The organism is Alteromonas sp. ABV4_150 (assembly GCF_056311745.1).
The window spans coordinates 3,056,045-3,073,937 of the sequence record NZ_CM149971.1 but is presented as its reverse complement, the minus strand read 5'-3'; the positions used below and the strand labels follow the sequence as shown (position 1 = coordinate 3,073,937).

Below are 17,893 nucleotides of genomic sequence, written 5' to 3'. Positions count from 1 at the left end.
TTACATCTCTTGTTTACTTACAGAGCCAGAAGCACAGATAGCGCTTTCTAATCCTCTTTTTTCTAAAGTCTCACTTAACGCCAAGTGATTAAGTGAAAGTTCTAGCGCATCAAGCAATACGTCAATATCTTGTGATGTATGATTTGACGTAAGTGTAATACGCAGCCTGTCTTGGTTTTTCGGTACAGTAGGCTGCCTGATAGCCGTTGCCCAAATGCCGCGCTGTTTTAGCCCGTCACTTAGTGCAATTGCGCGTTCTGGGCTACCAACGATAATAGGCTGAATCGCGCTTTGCGATTGCCCCAAAGTGATTTCAATTGGTGCTTTGTCTTTCTCGCTTGAATTGAGTGTCTGTCCAAAACGTTTTTGAAACGACTCTCTGAAATAGGTGATATTGGTTTGTAGCGTTTCGCGGCGGGCAGTATCACTGGCGATATGAGTGAGGGAGTACAAAGTAGCCACCGCTTGTGCTGGCGGCATGGCAGTGGAATACACGTAGTGCTTCGAAAAATTCACCAGATAATCAATTAGGGTTTGGCTTCCTGCAATAAAGGCACCGGCCGTGCCCACTGCTTTGCCAAATGTTCCCATAACAATAGGCGCTTGTTGCTGGCTTAAGTTTAGTGCTTCTGCTGTGCCAAAACCGTTGTCACCCAATACACCCATTCCGTGTGCATCGTCTAACATGAACCATGCATTATATTTAGCGGCCAGTTCAGCGATACCTTCGCAAGGCGCTACGTCACCGTCCATACTAAACACACCTTCACTGGCAATCAGAATGTCTTGCTGGTTTGCATCAGAATTACCAACCGCATCGGATAGCTGGCTGTGACAAACGTTTGATAGCATGCTCTCTAAATGACTGAGATCGTTATGCTTGAAACGGCGAAGCTTAGCGCTGTCAGATACACATTGCGCGCCCTCTAAAAACGAAGCGTGCATGAGCTTATCAGTAATGATGTGCCCTGCTCTCGCGATTTTATTGGGGTGAGACATGTGAGGAAAAAGTGCCATGCACAGTGCCTGATTGGCGGCAAAGCCAGAGTTAAACAACAGCGCAGCTTCTCGGTTTAACCCATCGGCAATGTAGGCTTCTAGCGCCAAATGAGCCTGTGTGTGCCCAGTTACCAAAGGCGATGCACCACTACCACCACCAAATTGCGCTAGCCCCTCAACCCAACTTTGCAATACACCCTCATGCTGGCGCATGCCTAGGTAGTCATTGCTTGAAAAATTAAGGTAGTGCTCACCGTTAATACAAATAATGCTGTCTTTTTCGTATTGTTGGCAGTGGCGCTGGCGCAGCAAGCCTTGCTCGGCACGCGCGCTCAGCGAATCGTCTAACCAGTTAAAGGCCATTACGCCTCCGTCAAATGTTGTTTCTTTGGCGCTACCTTAGGCTTGGTTGCATCAATAAACAAGTCGTTACTGTCGTCGGCTTGTTCTTGTTGCTGGGCAATTTCTTCTTCTAACACTTGTTGATGTGCTTCGTCTGAGTAATCCCTTGTACGCTCAGTATTAATACCAAGCTTTTTGAACAGCATTACATCTTCATGGGTATCTGGATTTGACGTGGTTAACAGCTTGCAGCCATAGAAAATAGAGTTCGCGCCTGCCATAAAACAAAGCGCCTGCATTTGTTCGTTCATTGCTTCGCGGCCTGCCGACAAGCGCACATGTGACTTAGGCATCATAATACGAGCAACGGCAATAGTGCGGATAAACTCAAAATAGTCCAAGTCTTCTACACTATCGAGTGGCGTACCTTTTACTTTAACCAGCATGTTAATAGGTACACTTTGAGGCTGCTCAGGAAGGTTTGCTAATTGCACTAACATACTAGCGCGATCGCTCACCGTTTCTCCCATGCCAACAATTCCCCCAGAGCAAACATTCATACCTGCAGCACGCACGTTCTCTAACGTATTCAATCGGTCTTGGTAAGTACGGGTCGTGATAATATCGCCGTAGTATTCCGGAGAGGTATCAAGGTTGTGATTATAATAATCAAGGCCCGCTTGCTTTAAGGCCACTGCTTGGTCACGGGTTAACATACCCAACGTCATGCAGGTTTCTAAGCCTAAGCTTTTCACCTCTTCAACCATTTTTAAAATGTAAGGCATGTCTCTGTCGCGTGGATTTCGCCAAGCAGCCCCCATACAAAAACGGGTAGAGCCCACTTGCTTTGCTTCTTTCGCACGCTGAATGACCTTTTCAATTTCTAGCAGGCGCTCTTTTTCAAGGCCCGTATCATAACGGGCACTTTGTGGGCAGTATTTGCAGTCTTCAGGACATGCACCGGTTTTAATCGACAAAAGCGTGCTAACCTGCACTTCATTCGGATTAAAATGCTGTCTATGCACTACTTGGGCATTAAACAGTAAGTCGTTAAATGGCATGGCAAACAAAGCTTCGACTTCGGCTTTGGTCCAATCGTTTCGAATAGTTGTCGTTTGCGCAGAAGGCGCACTAGCCAGCGTCATTGACTGTCCTTTACTAATTATTATTGCTGGCTTAGTCTATGCCCCAATATCGAGTTGTCAACTCTGACCAATTTAAAACCTTTACTAACGGTTATTTTGTGAACAATACAGAATTTGATAAGCAACACATTTGGCACCCCTATACCTCGGCGGTTAATCCCCTTCCCTGCTATGAAGTAGTTGGTGCAAAAGGCGCTGAACTTACCTTGGCCACAAGTGAAGTGCTAGTAGATGGCATGTCTAGCTGGTGGGCAGCTATTCACGGCTACAACCATCCTGTGCTCAACGATGCTGCGCACAAGCAAATTGACGCATTTTCTCACGTTATGTTTGGCGGTATTACCCACCAGCCGGCGGTAGATTTGTGTAAATCGTTACTGAACATGGTGCCGGCAGGTTTAGAGCGTGTATTTTTAGCAGACTCTGGCTCAGTGTCTGTTGAAGTAGCTATAAAGATGGCTATTCAGTATTGGGCATGCCAAGGGCGCTCAGAGAAGTCACGCATTGTCGCGCCGCGCAATGGCTACCATGGCGACACCTTTGCCGCAATGAGCGTGTGCGATCCCGTTAACGGCATGCATAGTTTATTTGAGGGTGTACTAAGCAAGCAGATTTTTGCGCCCGCCCCTCAAACTCGCTTTGGCCAAACGTTTAGCGAAGATGACATTCTTCCACTTGAAGAGACTTTTGAAAAGCATCATCACACTATGGCTGCCCTTATCCTAGAACCTGTTGTTCAAGGCGCGGGAGGCATGCGTATTTATCACCCCGAATACTTAAAGCGCTGTCGACAGCTTTGCGATACCTACGACGTACTTTTAATTTGCGATGAAATTGCTACTGGATTCGGCCGTACAGGCAAGCTCTTCGCTTGCGAGCATGCAGGTATTTCACCTGACATCATGTGTTTGGGTAAAGCGATTACGGGTGGTTATATGACACTGGCTGCGACCTTGTGTACCGAAGACGTGGCTTTAGGGGTTTGCCAAGGGGAGCCTGGCGTATTTATGCACGGCCCCACATACATGGGCAATCCGTTAGCCTGCGCGGTGGCCAATGCCAGTCTGTCGCTAATTAACGAAAATCATTGGCAGCAACAAGTTCCTGCCATTGAGAAACAATTACAAACCGAATTGGCAAAATGTGCAGACTTGCCGCGAGTCGCTGACGTAAGGGTGTTAGGTGCTATAGGGGTAGTCGAGACGGTAAATCCCGTCAATGTTGCCGAAATTCAACGCCATTTTGTGAAACATGGCGTGTGGATACGGCCATTCGGGAAATTGGTATACATTATGCCTCCTTACATCATATCTTCCGAGCAGTTAAGTAAGCTAACCCATGCAATTTACACCGCCTTGAAATAGTGTGTGAGATTGTTACGCTAACTATCTTCTTCTTGGGTGAAATATGAGTTTTGAACGACGATTTGACGCCAGATGGCCCGTGGGTTGATTTTTGCTATAGAGTGAACATTCAACTTTAAAGCGGGTCACTAGTTGGATCATTAATGCAGAGTGTTTATAGCGAGATTTGAATGATAGTACGTGTTTTAGATAAAGTTGTATTTGCAGTTTTGTTTATCATTACACTTCAAGTCCCTATCTTGGCGGATCATTATCGTCAATACCTCAATGGCTATTATGACGCACTGAGAGATGAGGTTTCCAGTTCGTCAGCGCTTGCCAAACAGCATGGCTTTTCTTCTGTGGAAGCCATGCTCGACAGTTTACAGAAAAATAGCGAACCGGTAGTGCGTGAAAATGCGTCAATGAAAGCAAGCCGTTTTGCACAGATCACAACATTAGAGCAAGGGATGAGAAAACTCGAGCACGGCCACTACTTCGAAAAGCTGGTGTTTATGGCCTCCCCTTCTCAATACGGTACGTTAAATCGCGTACTCGACAACTTCAGCCCTTCCGTACCGCTAACCCCTTCTTCAATTGTTTTTAGCCTCGTTACCGCTATTTTAATTAATTTACTAATTTGGACACCGCACTTTTGCTATTGCCAAGTTAAGAAAATCAAAGACAAGCCCAAACGCTATTCTTATAAATAGCGAGCCAATCAGGACTGCGCTTCTTGCAAAACAACGAAAATTGAATAGGCAAGGGACAAGCTTTTAAAGAAGCCTATTCAGTACTTTCTAAAGCTGATGGCTTTTCACAATTTTTCGACCGTGATGCTGAGGCAGCCTTCGCTTCAGCTGTAATGCCAATTCTCGATGAGTTTTTTATAAATGGCGACAGTCACGTCACCAGCCTAAGACTAGAACAGGTTCGACAAAAATATTTTCCTCCGAAGTACCGATAATTTTTACTGGGTTAACATCTCCTGTTAAATTCGGTTAAGAGAAAAAGCCCTGCTTCTAGTTCTCTTTCGAAATTCTTTTATTCAGCGGTTTGAATTTATAAACAAGCTTTGCCCCTGTTTTTCTTAGAGCACAGTTTAAGAGCTGAGAAAGTACTTCCAAACCTACAAGCGCGCAGAAAAAGGATTCTCACCTTTTTATTGAACGTGGCATCAATAATGCAACTCATTATTCAACGGTGAGATGCGAATAACTGGCTTATCATTCTTTAGTAGATGATAAACAGCTAAATATCAGCAACTTATCGAATGAAATTACGAAGGAGAAATTATTATGCCTACAGATGCTCAATTATTAATCGGGAAAGTGTTGCAAATAAAAGACAAAATTGTTGCAAAACGTCATTGCATCCCAAGCGACCTGGAAGCGGAATGGAACGCGTTAAGTAAGCAAACTGCATGCTTTGAAAGTGAAGCGCTTTATCAGAGTGCAGTGAAAGGCCAGGAAATGAATAAGCACATTGATTATTCAGGTTCGGTGAAAGAGTTGTCTCAATTAGTAACGCAGCTCAAAACACTGAATAAAAAGGTTAACGTTACACAAGTGCATCACTAAGGCTTGGGGCGTTTAACTTTTCCTCAAACCTTAGCTTGATATTGGCGTTACTTTTTATTTTTTAGGAGGACCAATGTTCTTACTTTACGCGTGCCATAACTCGCAAGCCTTAGAAAATCTTCGCGAGCGACCGGAATGTGTTGATACTCGACAGGCTGCCCCTCACTCGCATCTGGATCGTGCAGATAATAGCAATGAGAATCGCAGCTAGTCACCGCAACCCAATGGGGAACCTTTTTCTTATCGAACGCGTATGTGCTGATTAAGCACAATACTGCCCCGCCAGCTTTAAGGGTTTGGTCGATAACATCAACTCGCCAGTCAGAGATTTCAACAGAAATGCCTTTTCTACGCGCCTCTGCCATAAACTGCGATTCAACATTTTCGACTATCGCTTTCTTGTTAGTATCTCTAACGCTATCAACAAAAAGCGGGACATCCTGATTGATGACCACTTTCGCTGCATAACCTTGGTTTACCGCGGCGAGCGCTAATCCCACCGGGTGGCAACCGCCATGACCTGACATCATAAATATCGTGGTAGCAGTACGCCACAACGATAGTTCTTTTTCTTGGGTCATTTCATAGCGATTGTTCAATGCACACATTGCCATCATTAATGCTGACGGACCGCAGGTAAAATCAGTCGTCTGTTGGTACCACGGATAAACCTCTGGCTTTACCGACTTGCTTGCCACCAATACCTTTTGCATACGTAATGCGTCAGTGTGATCGTCGTAGTAATCGGTATACATACCAAACTGACTAAACCCTAACTTTTTATACAGAGCAATGGCGCCAGCATTACCTACTGCCACTTCCAGGCGCATAAATCGCTTTCCCCGCAAAAGCGCCCGCTCCCCCAAGCTATTTATCAGCTTTTCAGCGACGCCAAGCCCCCTCGCCTCAGGCAAGACTGCGATAGAATACAGTCGAGTGAGCTGCGTTCCACGACGCAGCAGCAACAGTCCATAGCCAACAATACTATTTACACTCGGCTTATTTTTGTCGAGGTTAGAACTTGAAGTCGACGGCTCACGCTCGGCCACAATAAGCTCTGCGTGTTGGGCATCAATGTAAAATTTGAAACGGCTTTTACTTAGCCTGTCGGTGGTGAAACAAGTTTGCTCAATGTGCTGAAGCGAAGCAAGATCGTGTAATGTCGCAACGCGTAGCACTACACTCGACTGCGTAGAAGGCACACCGGCACCATTTGTCGATTTAGTATTAGATGCGCCCTCAGCTAGGCCATATGCACGATTTGCGCTTTCCTGTGGACTTGCATTATTCACTTCAATTACTCGCTCAGCCGATGTGATCATCGCCCTCTTTGCTCCAACCTGTCAGCAAATTCCTGCATAATTAATTCGTACAGTTCTTTGCCTAAATATTTGTCTTCAACACCCGAGTCGATACTTGGGTTGTCGTTCACTTCAATAACATAAACCGCGTTATCGGCTTGCTTGATATCTACACCATATAAGCCATCACCCACCGCTTTAGCGGCCTTGATAGCGGCTTGTAGCACCGGCTTAGGTACTTCAAACGTTGGCATTGTGGCAAACCCACCCGAAGAGAATCGATCGCCCTGGTGGTTGTATATCTGCCAGTGGTTGCGCACCATAAAGTACTGACAAGCGTAAATAGGTTTGCCACCTAACACACCGATTCGCCAGTCGAACTCAGTGAAGATATACTCCTGAACCAAAACAAGCGCCGATTCAGCCAGCATTTGTTCTAACCGCGTTTTTAACGCCTCTTTATTTTCAGCTTTGTGCACACCGCGAGAAAACGAGCTTTCTGGCAGCTTTAAAACTAGCGGCAAACCAAAATCGGCAATGAGTTTTTCGCATACTTCATCGGTAGCGCTCGATACAAACGTCGCTTTCGGCGCTGGCACTTTCTGATAAGCAAACGCATCCTGCAGGTACACTTTGTTACAGCAGCGCAGAATTGACTGCGTGTCGTCCATAACCACAATGCCTTCTCGCTCTGCTGCACGCGCTAAACGGTAAGTATGATGGTCAATCGCCGTCGTTTCACGAATGAACAATGCATCATAGTGACCCAATTCTTCTTGCGACAGGCGACTCACCACATCTGCGCGAAAGCCCACTTTTTCAGCGGCTTTCACAAAGTTTTTAATGGCGCGTTCGTCACTAGGCGGCGTGCTCTCTTCTGGGTTAACCCAAATGGCCATATCCCAACGAGTACGTTTGCTCGTTTTACCGGCTTTCCACTGTATTTTGGTATGTGCTTCTAATTGCTCAATGAAACGCGCTTGTTGCTTGGCGTTTAAGTCCTTAAACGCTTTTGCCTGTACGCTTGCAAAGCCTTCAATTTGTACTTTACCCGTGGCTTTAGGCGACACTTTCGTATCGGTAACTGTTGGGCTTAACACCAAAACAGGGTACGGGTATTTTTCAAACGCTTGGCGCGCCAAACGCTTAAAGCGCTGATCTTTCACTTCGCCGAAAAGTACTAATAAAGGTTCATCAGTAATTTCCGTATTGTCTTGCGATACCGACAAGGAGAAGACGATGCGATCAATACTTTTCTCTTCAGCCATGCGTAAATCGTTAATGGTATTTACAGAAGGCAATACAGAGTGATTACGTGCCTGAGCCAAAAGTGAACAATAGTACCCTTCACTTAAGTAACGCGTGGTATCACATATATTGATAACCCGTGTTTTGGGCTCGTTCAACTTTGGGAACTCAGCAAGGTAATCTTGAAAAGTCAGCACGGTTAAAGCTGTGTTACAAAAAGGAGTAACATCATCAGTAACAATCAGTGTATTGTGCATGTAATTCGCTTCTAAATAGTGTGTTGTCAGGTACAATTAAGGGTGTGTTTGTTCAATTTACAAACACGATTAAAGTGCGCTGAGTTTACGCTTTACTCGCCATTTGCATAGCATTATCAGCACGGCTTTTTTTCATCGTTAAGACAACAAAAACTTATGTGCATTTGAATAGGTTGAAGCTACTTTTATTTATTGGGTTTGCCTATACATTGAGGTAACCACGCAAGACACGAAGGGTTTAAGGAGTAAGTATGTTACTAGCCAGTCTGGCTATTTTGATCGGTTTACCGGTACTGCTTTGGAGTGCAGGGAAATTTGTAGGCGGTGCCGCATCAGTCGCGAACCATTTTGGTGTTTCTCCCCTCTTGATAGGTATGCTTATTATTGGGTTTGGTACGTCCGCTCCTGAGATCATCGTCTCTATATTCGCCGCGTTTCAGGGTAACTCTGGCATTGCGTTGGGTAATGCCTACGGCTCGAACATCGCCAACATTTTGTTAATCTTGGGCTTGACCGCTGTCATTAGCCCTATCGCAGTTAGATCTGAAATTATCAAAAAAGAATTACCCGTATTACTGGGTATCACCTTTTTCGCTGTTTGGCAGATATGGGACTTAACGGTTTCCAAAGATGATGCATTTTCTTTACTTGGACTATTTGTACTGCTGATTTCATGGAGCATCTATCACGCAATGAAAGGCGATAAAGACGCCCTTGCCGATGAATACGATGAAGAAATCAATAGTAACGAAGGCACCGTTAAAACCCACGTTATGTGGTTAATAGCGGGTTTATTGTTACTTGTTGCAAGCTCTCGCATGCTGGTATGGGGCGCGGTGGAATATGCAACCTTTTTCGGAGTAAGCGATACAATAATCGGCCTTACCGTGATAGCTATTGGTACATCACTACCTGAACTCGCTTCATCATTAATGGCAGTTAAAAAAGGCGAACATGATTTAGCGATTGGTAATGTCATTGGCTCTAACATGTTTAATACCCTAACCGTTGTGGGTATTGCAGGGACGATACAACCTATGACCGTAGGGGCTGAGTTCTTATACCGTGACGCTATGGTTATGTTTGTCTCTACTGTCGCCCTTTTCATTTTCTGTATCGGTATTAAACGTCAAGGCCGCCTTAATCGCCTGGAAGGTGGCGCATTTGTGCTTGCCTACGCTTCCTATACCTATTGGCTAGTTCAGGCTGCGTTTGTATAAGCCGCGAAACTTCAATCATGTAATTAAAAAATAAAACTGAAAACAAAAAGCTTGGTCGCTCTACTGACGTAAAGTGCCAGGCTTTTTCAAGCTCTCCACCGTTTACTTTCCATATTTAAGCAGCGCTATAAGCCCAATGTAGTAGCAAGGGTAATTAAACTAATTGCCACAATAGCAAACAAGATTATAAGGTTTACACCGAAAGAGTCTGTGCGTCGACGGTTGCGTCTTGCACGCATCACAATGCTAACAAGAGTCACTATTAAGCATACCTGCAGCATAATAGTCATGGCAGACAAGTGACTTTCAGACCAAGATGAGTCCCCTTCAATTCCCCAGTACTTCTGAACGCCACTTATGAAGTCGGGCCTTGCGTAGTGAAACAATATAAGAACCACCACCATTCCCACCCATCCGAAGACATTGAGGCCAAGCATTACTTTGTAAAAAGGTGTTTTTGACCGAGGTGTCGAGCGCCGTTCAGCTAATTGCTCGTAGGTCATAGAGCGCCTTTCAATATCGCTCTTTTTAGGAGGCTGTGACGCACTTGGCAATTCCTCATGCGTTTGCTGCGGATCAGGTACCGACGTGTCTGAATCATTTTTATTTCCCATTTGTCACTCTGTTCTCTGGCATCCCGCTTTATGTTGGGTATACTAGCGTGCTATTGGATTGTATTTCATTGGTTATTTTTACAACGCTGAAGCGAATTCCGTTCGGTGTATCACGTTATTTATACTTATTTCTATAGATCGCGATACATGAATGGCATAAAGAGGTGAACCGTAACTTCAAAATGCATTTCACCGACATTAAGTACTTATCGGCACAGCAATCCAAAACATTGACCATATAGCAAATTTTAGTGCATTTTTTCATACATAGTTTAATGCACTGGGTTGATACACTCGATGCGTATTCGAGCAACAACATAAGATTAGTAAGACGGAGAAATTAACATGACGCATGCGCCCGTAGTTGACGTGCTTAAAGGTAAGTACGCCGTTGGCGAATCGGTAACCGTTAAGGGTTGGGTAAGAACACGCCGCGACTCTAAAGCGGGGTTATCATTTATTGCACTACACGATGGTAGTTGCTTCGATCCTGTACAAGTTATTGCGCTAAATTCTCTGTCAAATTATGCCGATATCCAGCGCCTTACTGCTGGTTGTTCATTGTCGGTAACCGGTACAGTGAAAGAATCGCAAGGCCAAGGTCAATCGCTAGAGATTGACGCTACCGAGGTAGAAATTGTAGGTTTAGTAGAAAACCCTGATACCTACCCAATGGCGGCAAAGCGCCACAGCATAGAGTATCTTCGTGAATACGCACACCTGCGTCCGCGCACCAATGTTATTGGCGCAGTTACCCGTGTACGTAACTGTTTGTCTCAGGCTATTCACCGCTTCTTCCACGAAAAGGGCTATTATTGGATTTCTACGCCAATTCTAACGGCTAGCGATACAGAAGGTGCAGGCGAAATGTTCCGCGTATCAACACTTGATATGATGAACCTTCCGCTAGACGATGAAGGCAATGTTGATTACTCAGAAGATTTCTTCGGTAAAGAAACCTACCTTACGGTATCAGGACAGCTTAACGTTGAAACTTACTGTACAGCTATGTCTAAGGTGTACACCTTCGGCCCTACGTTCCGTGCAGAGAACTCAAACACATCTCGCCACCTTGCCGAGTTTTGGATGATTGAGCCTGAAGTGGCGTTTGCTGAATTGAAAGATGTAGCACAGCTTGCTGAAGACATGCTGAAATATGTGTGTAAGGCCGTGCTTGAAGAACTGCCTGACGACATGGCGTTCTTTGCTCAGCGTATCAAGAAAGACGCCATTGAGCGTTTAGAAAAGTTAGTAAGCTCTGACTTTGTTCGCATGGACTACACAGACGCTATCGAAATTCTGCAAAACTGCGGCAAAGAATTCGAATTCCCTGTTGAATGGGGTATCGATTTATCTTCTGAGCATGAGCGCTATCTTGCAGAAGAGCACGTTGGTGCGCCAATTATCATGCAAAACTACCCGAAAGATATTAAAGCGTTCTACATGCGCATTAACGATGACGGTAAGACTGTTGCAGCAATGGATGTACTTGCGCCAGGTATCGGTGAAATCATCGGTGGTTCACAGCGTGAAGAACGCCTAGACGTTTTCGATGCACGCCTTGACGAAATGGGCCTATCGAAAGAAGACTATGCGTGGTACCGCGACCTTCGCCGCTACGGCACCGTACCTCACTCAGGTTTCGGTCTTGGGTTCGAGCGTCTTGTAGCATACGTAACCGGCATGCAAAACGTACGTGACGTTATCCCATTCCCACGTACACCGGGTAACGCTAAGCTTCTAAGCAGTTGTTCGCTAGATTTAAAAGCCCGCATGTAGATTGCTACATGCGGGCTTTTTTACTTCTTGAACCGTTATTACCTCAGCGCTAGTTTACGAACTTACTGAAATACCAATTGCAGCAGAGCGACAAGGTTCAACCGTGTAAATAAATCCCTCTTCCACTTCATCTGTCTTTTCAATCTGCAAAATTTCGTAATCGTTAAGCTCTATAACGCGGGTTCCCTCAGGATGAGCACAGCGTGAAAGTGAGTCGGCTTCAAACTCATAAATGAAATAGGCTAAGGCGCGTCTTTGTGACTTTTTGTAATCAACACTCTTTTGTTTTGCGTTAGTCAGTAGCGTGGTTAAATCTTTTTCTAACTCAGAAATATCTTCCGCTTGTTCCTTAGTAAGTTGCGCTTCACCATTTTCAAGCTCATTTTCCGTTACGTTTTCTATGCTTATTAAAGGGTTAGCACTTTCACTACTAAATTCAGAGAGTAGCCCAACTTGCCCAGCTAAAACTCCCAACTGCAGCGCCACGCCCAGTGTCCATGCTAGCCTTGCCAATGTGGTAGAGGTAGCAAACCGATAGTGTTTTGGATGCCAAAACCGCGCAACGCCAAACGGCTTCAATAACAGTAAGAAAAACAGATAGAAGATAATAAGAAGCATACCACCCACGAGCCCTAACATGGTGGTAACAAAGAACCAGCTTGGCACCATAAGAATAAGCGCAAAATTGTGACTGTAGGGCAAGGCGTTTGCTGATACGCCAGTTATACTATTCACCAACCCACTTGCAGAGGCCAGTGCAAAGTTTGCGATGATTGCGTATACAAACAGAATCACAGCTTTACCTGGTAAGCTGTTCCATAGTGTCATGAACCTGGGCCATGTCTCGCTAACAATGCCCGTAAGTGCAAAACCAAACATTATTGCTTCAAACAGTCTACTTTCTATGTTCAGAAATATTTGCAACAAAAGCATGCTGGTTGCTAAAAAATAACATCGCTGAGCAAAGGTAATACTCATCCAAAAACGCAAAAAACCAACACGCCTTTTCAGGAATAAACGACTTACCTGCTTCTTAGTTTTTCCATATACACTACGAATTTCGTTTGCTATTTCCATCACTTAATCGTCAATTATTGTTGTTATACGCTTAAATACGACTGGCTATACTTCCCGACATGCCCGCAATAAGCTATGCTGTTGATTCTAAAAATCAACGGGTTATACCTCTAGGCTGCTATCTATCATACAACGAGCATACAAAAAGTGGCGTGCAAAAGTATATGGCTGAATCAAATACGTTATCTATAGTTTGTGAGCAATGCCATACTAAGGTACACATTCCCGTCCTAGCATACAGGCAACGGGCCGTGTGCCCAGTATGTAACCACACACTAATATCTCATCGCGATGGCGCAAGCGAAAAGTTGCTCGCTTATACCTTCAGTGCGCTGATATTTTTATTACTTTCGTTACCTTTTAACTTTCTAACATTTAAAGCAAGCGGCCAAAAGCACAGTATTGATTTGCCCACTGGTATTACCGTACTCATCGAAAACGATTATTTATCACTAGCGATAATAACCAGCTTAGCAACATTATTGCTTCCCGGAATGGTATTGGCAGGCCTGTTATTGCTTTCTTTAGCTCAAATTCAAAACCGTCGCCCTTTTTACTTACCTCGCCTTTACAAGCTTGTAAAGGCGCTTTTGCCTTGGAGCATGGCTGAAATTTTTCTTGTGGGTACCTTGGTCAGTCTTATTAAAATTACCGAGCTGGCCGATGTTTCTATCGGCCTGTCTTTCTACGCCTTTGTAGGCTTCTCAGCATTTACTGCGCTTTGTATATCACAATTTGATACCACACGTTACGCTATGTGGATGTCACAAGGGCAACCTCCGCAACCTAAACCACTTTGCGAAACACAAGCAAAAGCAAGTATTCAGCGAACCTGGGCGCTGTTATTAACCGCTTGTATTTTGTATATTCCTGCTAATGTACTGCCAATTATGTATACTGAGTTTTTTGGCCAAGAAACACCAAACACCATTATTGGCGGGGTGATTTCGCTGTGGGAATCGGGGTCGTACCCTGTTGCATTGATCATTTTAGTTGCCAGTGTGGTAGTGCCTGTTGCAAAAATAATTATTCTTGCTTGGCTCAATTTTTCCGTACAACGTGAGAAAACCACTTCAAAACAATTACGTATACGTTATTACCGCATCACCGAAGCGATAGGCCGCTGGTCGATGATAGACGTTTTTGTTGTGGCAGTACTGGTGTCTCTTATTCAAATGGGCAACACCATGTCTATTTATCCGGGCCAAGCGGCACTTGCCTTTTGTGCCGTAGTATTTGTAACAATGATAGCCGCGATGACATTTGATTCGAGGCTTATTTGGCAGCAGTGGAAACAACTACCATGACCACAAACGATCCCAACATTAACGAGGCAAAAGTTAAGCCCACTTCATCGGTCTCTCGCATTTGGATTATTCCAATTCTTGTTATCGTTATTGGTGGCTGGATGGTCTATTACCAATGGAAAAACCAAGGCCCGCTTATCACCATAGAGCTTCAGTCAGCAACAGGTATTGAAATCAATAAGACTCCGATTAAGGTGCGCGACTTAGATATTGGCCAAGTGAAAAAAATAACGTTAAAGCCTGATCTCGACGGGGTACTTGTTACTGCAAGAATCGATGCTAGCGCTTCTCATCTGCTAAATGAAAATGCGAAGTTTTGGGTTGTGGCTCCCCGTATAAGCTTTTCAGAGGTATCTGGGCTCAACACGCTTTTATCTGGCAGCTATATTGCGATGTCGGCTCATGATAAAGGTGAAGAGCGCCTTCATTTTACCGCGCTTGAGCGGCCACCTGTTACGCCTCCTGGCACGCCCGGGCTACATGTTATGCTAAAAAGTGACGACGAATTTGCCTACAAGCCTGGCGACCCTATTATCTATAAAGGGTTTAAAGTTGGCGAATTTGAAGATGCCACCTTTAATATTGAAGAGCGTGTTGTGTATTACGATGCTTTTATAGAAGCGCCCTACCACAAGCTCATTACCAACACGACGCGCTTTTGGGATGTTAGTGGTGTTAAATTATTATTGGAATCGAGCGGTGTTAGCGTTGAAACAGGCAGCTTAGAAACCCTTTTGGCCAATGGCATCACCTTTGGCATTCCCGAAGGCGTTCCAAAGGGTGAACAAGTCCTCGACAATGCCTTCTTTACTATTTATGGCGACAGCACAGCTGCCTCAGATGCACGCTACAAAGTCGCCGCAGAATATTTGTTACTTATTGATGAAAGTGTACGGGGGCTCACCGTTGGCGCACCGGTTGAGTACAGAGGTATCGAAATTGGTAACGTCACTGCAATTAACTCCTTTCCTGCCGTTGAAGGCAATATTTTGGAGCGGGATTACCCAATACCTGTTCTTATCAATATTTATCCTGGAAAAGCACGACAGCCCGATACAGAAGAAGGACTCAGCGCCATAAAGCAAACGATAAGAAACTGGCTAGAGAGAGACCTTCGTGCGTCGCTTCGCATGGGTAATGTGTTAACGGGTGGTCTGTATGTTGACTTACAGCATGTGCCAGATGCTGACAGTAACAGTGAGATAGTAGTAATAAACAGCTATGAAGTGATCCCTACTGTTAGTAACGAATTCACGCAGTTAACACAAAAAGCCGACGCTATCTTAGATAAGATAAATCAGCTTCCGCTTAAGGAAATGGTAGAAAATGTTCAACTTGCCGTTGAGGATATGCGTTTAGCGGCAGAGTCAGTTGAAACCGCAAGCAGTGACTTTGACCTTCTGATTGAAGACATTGATGCCAAAGCGCTCAACAGCAATCTAAATCAAGTGCTTGTGAGTCTTGATGGCTTGCTCAAAAACTACAGCGAAGGTGGGTTTAATCAATCGGAGATAAAAGAAACCGTTGATGCCCTTCAAGAAACAATGCGAAATATACAACCGTTGCTATTGAAACTGAATCAATCGCCTAATAGCTTAATTTTTTCACAGGATAGCGAAGCGGATGTTCAACCTAAAGCTAGAAATTAGAGATATGCGTTTTTTCAAGTTTGAAAGTTAACACAGCTTACTTGGCATAGAAAATGCTATAAAATGCTATAAAAAGTGCTTAAAAAACACACTTTACATATCTGCTAATTTTCACAATATGCCAATGCTTAATTGCTCTATGGTCTAATGTGAAAGATTGTGAATACAGTGTAGATTATTACCAGTACATCCGCCGTTCAAGGATGAAGGACTCAAATCGAATGATAATGCAGTTTACATCAGGCTTGGCTTTTTTAAGAAAACAGGCGTTACAAGTTAGTGTATTAGTACTTACATTTCTGTTAATACAGGGGTGTACCTCTTCACCTACCTCACTTAATTACTATTTGCTTCACTCAACCGATAGCATGCCCTTGATGCATAGCACTGCCAAAAAAGTCATTACTTTAGATAAAATAACCCTGCCGGAGTATTTAAAGCACAGAGGGTTAGTGTACCAAACGAGTGACACCAATTTGCACATTTCAACTCGTCATTTATGGGCCGAGCCAGTGGAAGAAGGCGTAACAAAAGTGCTTACAAGCGCATTGGCCGATAAAAAAATATCACTTAATCGCGGGGACCAATATCTTAGCGAAGAGTCAACCCACTTATCTTTACACATTGAGGATTTTATTAGTACCTATGAGGGCGACGTCGTATTCTCTGGTCAGTATACAATTAGCAGTACAGCGAACGGTACCTCTATTCATCCCTTCAAATTCAACGCAACAATAGAAAGTGACGGGTTTTCATCAAGTATTAAAGCTATGAGAAACGCGATGACTCAACTGGCTCAACATGTTGACCAGGCCCTTTAACACTTTACAGTTATGCTTAGTATTTTAAAGCAATATGTTTTTAGCGGTGTAAGTCGCCACTACAAAGACGAAACTAACAGACGCATCATGGTTGTCAACTTATTCGCCGCTGTGGGTATGTCTATTACGTTTATTCTGGGTTGTAGAGCGTTCTTCGCAGCTGAATATTCTCTTTCAACAACTCTTTTCACCGCCAGCGTCGTTTTCGCCATATCTCAGCGATTGCAGGTACGTGTAGCAACGCCACGCGCGCGCACGGCCTCCATAACCTTATTAATCCTCTGCCTAATGGTGCTCACGTTATTGCTACTCATAACGGGCGGTAAAGATAACACAGGGCCTTTGTGGATATATTTAGTTCCCCCTGTCACCATGTTTTTTGCTGGGTTTATTCGCGGATTATTCTCACTTATCGCGTTCACCTTAGTGAGCGCAATCGTCATGTTCGGGTTTGATGAGGCTATACTGGTTACCCAATACACCTACGCATTTAAAACAAGGCTGCTCTATTCATTTATGACAGTCTCCTTTCTATCTGCTTTTTACGAGTATAGCCGCCAAAAAAGTTACGATACTGCACTGTACTTAAGCGAACAATTTGAGCGTCAGGCAAAACATGACCACCTTACTCAATTATTGAACAGGCGCGGTGCACAACAATGCCTGGAGCGAGAATACGCCAGAGTTGTGCGCAACAAGAGCAAGTTTTCAATCGCTATTGCCGATATTGACCGTTTTAAACGTATTAATGACACCTTGGGTCACGAGCAAGGTGACGAAGTACTGGTACAAATATCTAAAGTGTTCACCTCCCGTCTTCGCAAGCAAGACATAATCGCGCGGTGGGGCGGTGAAGAGTTTATGTTTATATTTAATGACACTGATGAAACAGGTGCTGTGCAGGCACTAGAGCAAATAAGAGAAACATTAAATCAAGCTCCCCTTAATATTAACGGCCGTGAATTTCACGTAACAAGCAGCTTTGGCGTAAGTGAGGTGACACCGGGTACTGATATCTCCTGCGCTATACGGTGTGCTGACAAGGCGCTGTACTACGCTAAGGATAATGGCAGGGACCAAGTTTGTAGTATCTCGAGCATCCCCCCTTCTCCTCTTTCCGAACAGCAAACTTCGTTTTAACGATCTATCTCCCTTTACACAAAATTGACTCACGTTTAGTTACATTTGCGCTGTATTCCTGAAACACTTTA

General features: G+C 44.4%; 15 protein-coding genes. 9 read left to right on the top strand and 6 right to left on the bottom strand.

The genetic code is table 11. The features are described from left to right. Together ACYX4M_RS13380 and bioB are read right to left on the bottom strand one after the other, a co-directional pair. On the bottom strand, positions 1 to 1,362 hold the full coding sequence (locus ACYX4M_RS13380) for an aminotransferase class I/II-fold pyridoxal phosphate-dependent enzyme (protein WP_476080472.1): 1,362 nt from the start codon (positions 1,360 to 1,362) through the stop codon (positions 1 to 3). Further along, complete coding sequence (bioB, locus tag ACYX4M_RS13375; RefSeq protein ID WP_014976059.1) at positions 1,362 to 2,486, bottom strand: biotin synthase BioB; 1,125 nt, start codon at positions 2,484 to 2,486, stop codon at positions 1,362 to 1,364. The genes ACYX4M_RS13380 and bioB overlap by 1 nt, the downstream gene beginning before the upstream one ends. Positions 2,487 to 2,584: 98 nt before the next feature. Here bioB and bioA point away from each other — a divergent pair, with 98 nt between their 5' ends. The 3 genes from bioA (at position 2,585) to ACYX4M_RS13360 (ending at position 5,409) form a co-directional block, all read left to right on the top strand. Next, positions 2,585 to 3,850 carry an adenosylmethionine--8-amino-7-oxononanoate transaminase gene (gene bioA, locus ACYX4M_RS13370; RefSeq protein ID WP_476082881.1) on the top strand — a complete coding sequence of 422 codons (1,266 nt, stop codon included), beginning with the start codon at positions 2,585 to 2,587 and terminating at the stop codon, positions 3,848 to 3,850. Between the two features lie 170 nt (positions 3,851 to 4,020). Further along, positions 4,021 to 4,542, top strand: coding sequence for a DUF2937 family protein (locus ACYX4M_RS13365; RefSeq protein WP_476080471.1), 522 nt, complete (start codon positions 4,021 to 4,023; stop codon positions 4,540 to 4,542). Positions 4,543 to 5,127: 585 nt separating this feature from the next. Continuing rightward, complete coding sequence (locus ACYX4M_RS13360; RefSeq protein WP_476080470.1) at positions 5,128 to 5,409, top strand: hypothetical protein; 282 nt, start codon at positions 5,128 to 5,130, stop codon at positions 5,407 to 5,409. Between the two features lie 47 nt (positions 5,410 to 5,456). Here ACYX4M_RS13360 and ACYX4M_RS13355 read toward each other — a convergent pair whose 3' ends face one another. Together ACYX4M_RS13355 and ACYX4M_RS13350 are read right to left on the bottom strand one after the other, a co-directional pair. Further along, positions 5,457 to 6,731, bottom strand: coding sequence for a GNAT family N-acetyltransferase/peptidase C39 family protein (locus ACYX4M_RS13355; protein WP_476080469.1), 1,275 nt, complete (start codon positions 6,729 to 6,731; stop codon positions 5,457 to 5,459). Continuing rightward, entirely contained in the window at positions 6,728 to 8,215 is a 1,488-nt protein-coding gene (locus tag ACYX4M_RS13350; RefSeq protein WP_476080468.1) for a RimK family protein, read from the bottom strand. Before ACYX4M_RS13350 ends, ACYX4M_RS13355 begins: the two co-directional genes overlap by 4 nt. A gap of 251 nt (positions 8,216 to 8,466) precedes the next feature. Here ACYX4M_RS13350 and ACYX4M_RS13345 point away from each other — a divergent pair, with 251 nt between their 5' ends. Continuing rightward, positions 8,467 to 9,435 carry a calcium/sodium antiporter gene (locus ACYX4M_RS13345; RefSeq protein WP_476080467.1) on the top strand — a complete coding sequence of 323 codons (969 nt, stop codon included), beginning with the start codon at positions 8,467 to 8,469 and terminating at the stop codon, positions 9,433 to 9,435. Positions 9,436 to 9,560: 125 nt separating this feature from the next. On the opposite strand, the gene ACYX4M_RS13340 is transcribed toward ACYX4M_RS13345, so the two are convergent. After that, on the bottom strand, positions 9,561 to 10,049 hold the full coding sequence (locus ACYX4M_RS13340; protein WP_476080466.1) for a hypothetical protein: 489 nt from the start codon (positions 10,047 to 10,049) through the stop codon (positions 9,561 to 9,563). Between the two features lie 345 nt (positions 10,050 to 10,394). Here ACYX4M_RS13340 and asnS point away from each other — a divergent pair, with 345 nt between their 5' ends. Then, positions 10,395 to 11,828 carry an asparagine--tRNA ligase gene (gene asnS / locus ACYX4M_RS13335; protein WP_476080465.1) on the top strand — a complete coding sequence of 478 codons (1,434 nt, stop codon included), beginning with the start codon at positions 10,395 to 10,397 and terminating at the stop codon, positions 11,826 to 11,828. A gap of 54 nt (positions 11,829 to 11,882) precedes the next feature. On the opposite strand, the gene ACYX4M_RS13330 is transcribed toward asnS, so the two are convergent. Continuing rightward, positions 11,883 to 12,761 (bottom strand): hypothetical protein, encoded by an 879-nt coding sequence (locus tag ACYX4M_RS13330; protein WP_476080464.1) that lies wholly within the window; start codon positions 12,759 to 12,761, stop codon positions 11,883 to 11,885. Between the two features lie 308 nt (positions 12,762 to 13,069). On the opposite strand from ACYX4M_RS13330, the gene ACYX4M_RS13325 reads away from it, so the two are divergent. The 4 genes from ACYX4M_RS13325 to ACYX4M_RS13310 all read left to right on the top strand — a co-directional run bounded on the left by ACYX4M_RS13325 (position 13,070) and on the right by ACYX4M_RS13310 (position 17,822). Beyond that, positions 13,070 to 14,212, top strand: a complete 1,143-nt coding sequence (locus tag ACYX4M_RS13325) for a paraquat-inducible protein A (protein WP_476080463.1) — start codon at positions 13,070 to 13,072, stop codon at positions 14,210 to 14,212. Then, positions 14,209 to 15,861: an intermembrane transport protein PqiB gene (pqiB, locus tag ACYX4M_RS13320; RefSeq protein WP_476080462.1), complete on the top strand. Its 1,653-nt coding sequence runs from the start codon at positions 14,209 to 14,211 to the stop codon at positions 15,859 to 15,861. The genes ACYX4M_RS13325 and pqiB overlap by 4 nt, the downstream gene beginning before the upstream one ends. Positions 15,862 to 16,082: 221 nt before the next feature. Next, positions 16,083 to 16,682, top strand: a complete 600-nt coding sequence (locus ACYX4M_RS13315) for a PqiC family protein (protein ID WP_476080461.1) — start codon at positions 16,083 to 16,085, stop codon at positions 16,680 to 16,682. A gap of 12 nt (positions 16,683 to 16,694) precedes the next feature. Continuing rightward, positions 16,695 to 17,822: a sensor domain-containing diguanylate cyclase gene (locus tag ACYX4M_RS13310; RefSeq protein ID WP_476080460.1), complete on the top strand. Its 1,128-nt coding sequence runs from the start codon at positions 16,695 to 16,697 to the stop codon at positions 17,820 to 17,822. Positions 17,823 to 17,893 lie beyond the last annotated feature (71 nt).

Coding starts and splice junctions, on each gene's coding strand:
- ACYX4M_RS13380 (WP_476080472.1), bottom strand. CDS start 1,362: ATGGCCTTTAACTGGTTAGACGATTCGCTGAGCGCGCGTGCCGAGCAA.
- bioB (WP_014976059.1), bottom strand. CDS start 2,486: ATGACGCTGGCTAGTGCGCCTTCTGCGCAAACGACAACTATTCGAAAC.
- ACYX4M_RS13365 (WP_476080471.1), top strand. CDS start 4,021: ATGATAGTACGTGTTTTAGATAAAGTTGTATTTGCAGTTTTGTTTATC.
- ACYX4M_RS13360 (WP_476080470.1), top strand. CDS start 5,128: ATGCCTACAGATGCTCAATTATTAATCGGGAAAGTGTTGCAAATAAAA.
- ACYX4M_RS13355 (WP_476080469.1), bottom strand. CDS start 6,731: ATGATCACATCGGCTGAGCGAGTAATTGAAGTGAATAATGCAAGTCCA.
- ACYX4M_RS13350 (WP_476080468.1), bottom strand. CDS start 8,215: ATGCACAATACACTGATTGTTACTGATGATGTTACTCCTTTTTGTAAC.
- ACYX4M_RS13345 (WP_476080467.1), top strand. CDS start 8,467: ATGTTACTAGCCAGTCTGGCTATTTTGATCGGTTTACCGGTACTGCTT.
- ACYX4M_RS13340 (WP_476080466.1), bottom strand. CDS start 10,049: ATGGGAAATAAAAATGATTCAGACACGTCGGTACCTGATCCGCAGCAA.
- asnS (WP_476080465.1), top strand. CDS start 10,395: ATGACGCATGCGCCCGTAGTTGACGTGCTTAAAGGTAAGTACGCCGTT.
- ACYX4M_RS13330 (WP_476080464.1), bottom strand. CDS start 12,761: ATGCTTTTGTTGCAAATATTTCTGAACATAGAAAGTAGACTGTTTGAA.
- ACYX4M_RS13325 (WP_476080463.1), top strand. CDS start 13,070: ATGGCTGAATCAAATACGTTATCTATAGTTTGTGAGCAATGCCATACT.
- pqiB (WP_476080462.1), top strand. CDS start 14,209: ATGACCACAAACGATCCCAACATTAACGAGGCAAAAGTTAAGCCCACT.
- ACYX4M_RS13315 (WP_476080461.1), top strand. CDS start 16,083: ATGATAATGCAGTTTACATCAGGCTTGGCTTTTTTAAGAAAACAGGCG.
- ACYX4M_RS13310 (WP_476080460.1), top strand. CDS start 16,695: ATGCTTAGTATTTTAAAGCAATATGTTTTTAGCGGTGTAAGTCGCCAC.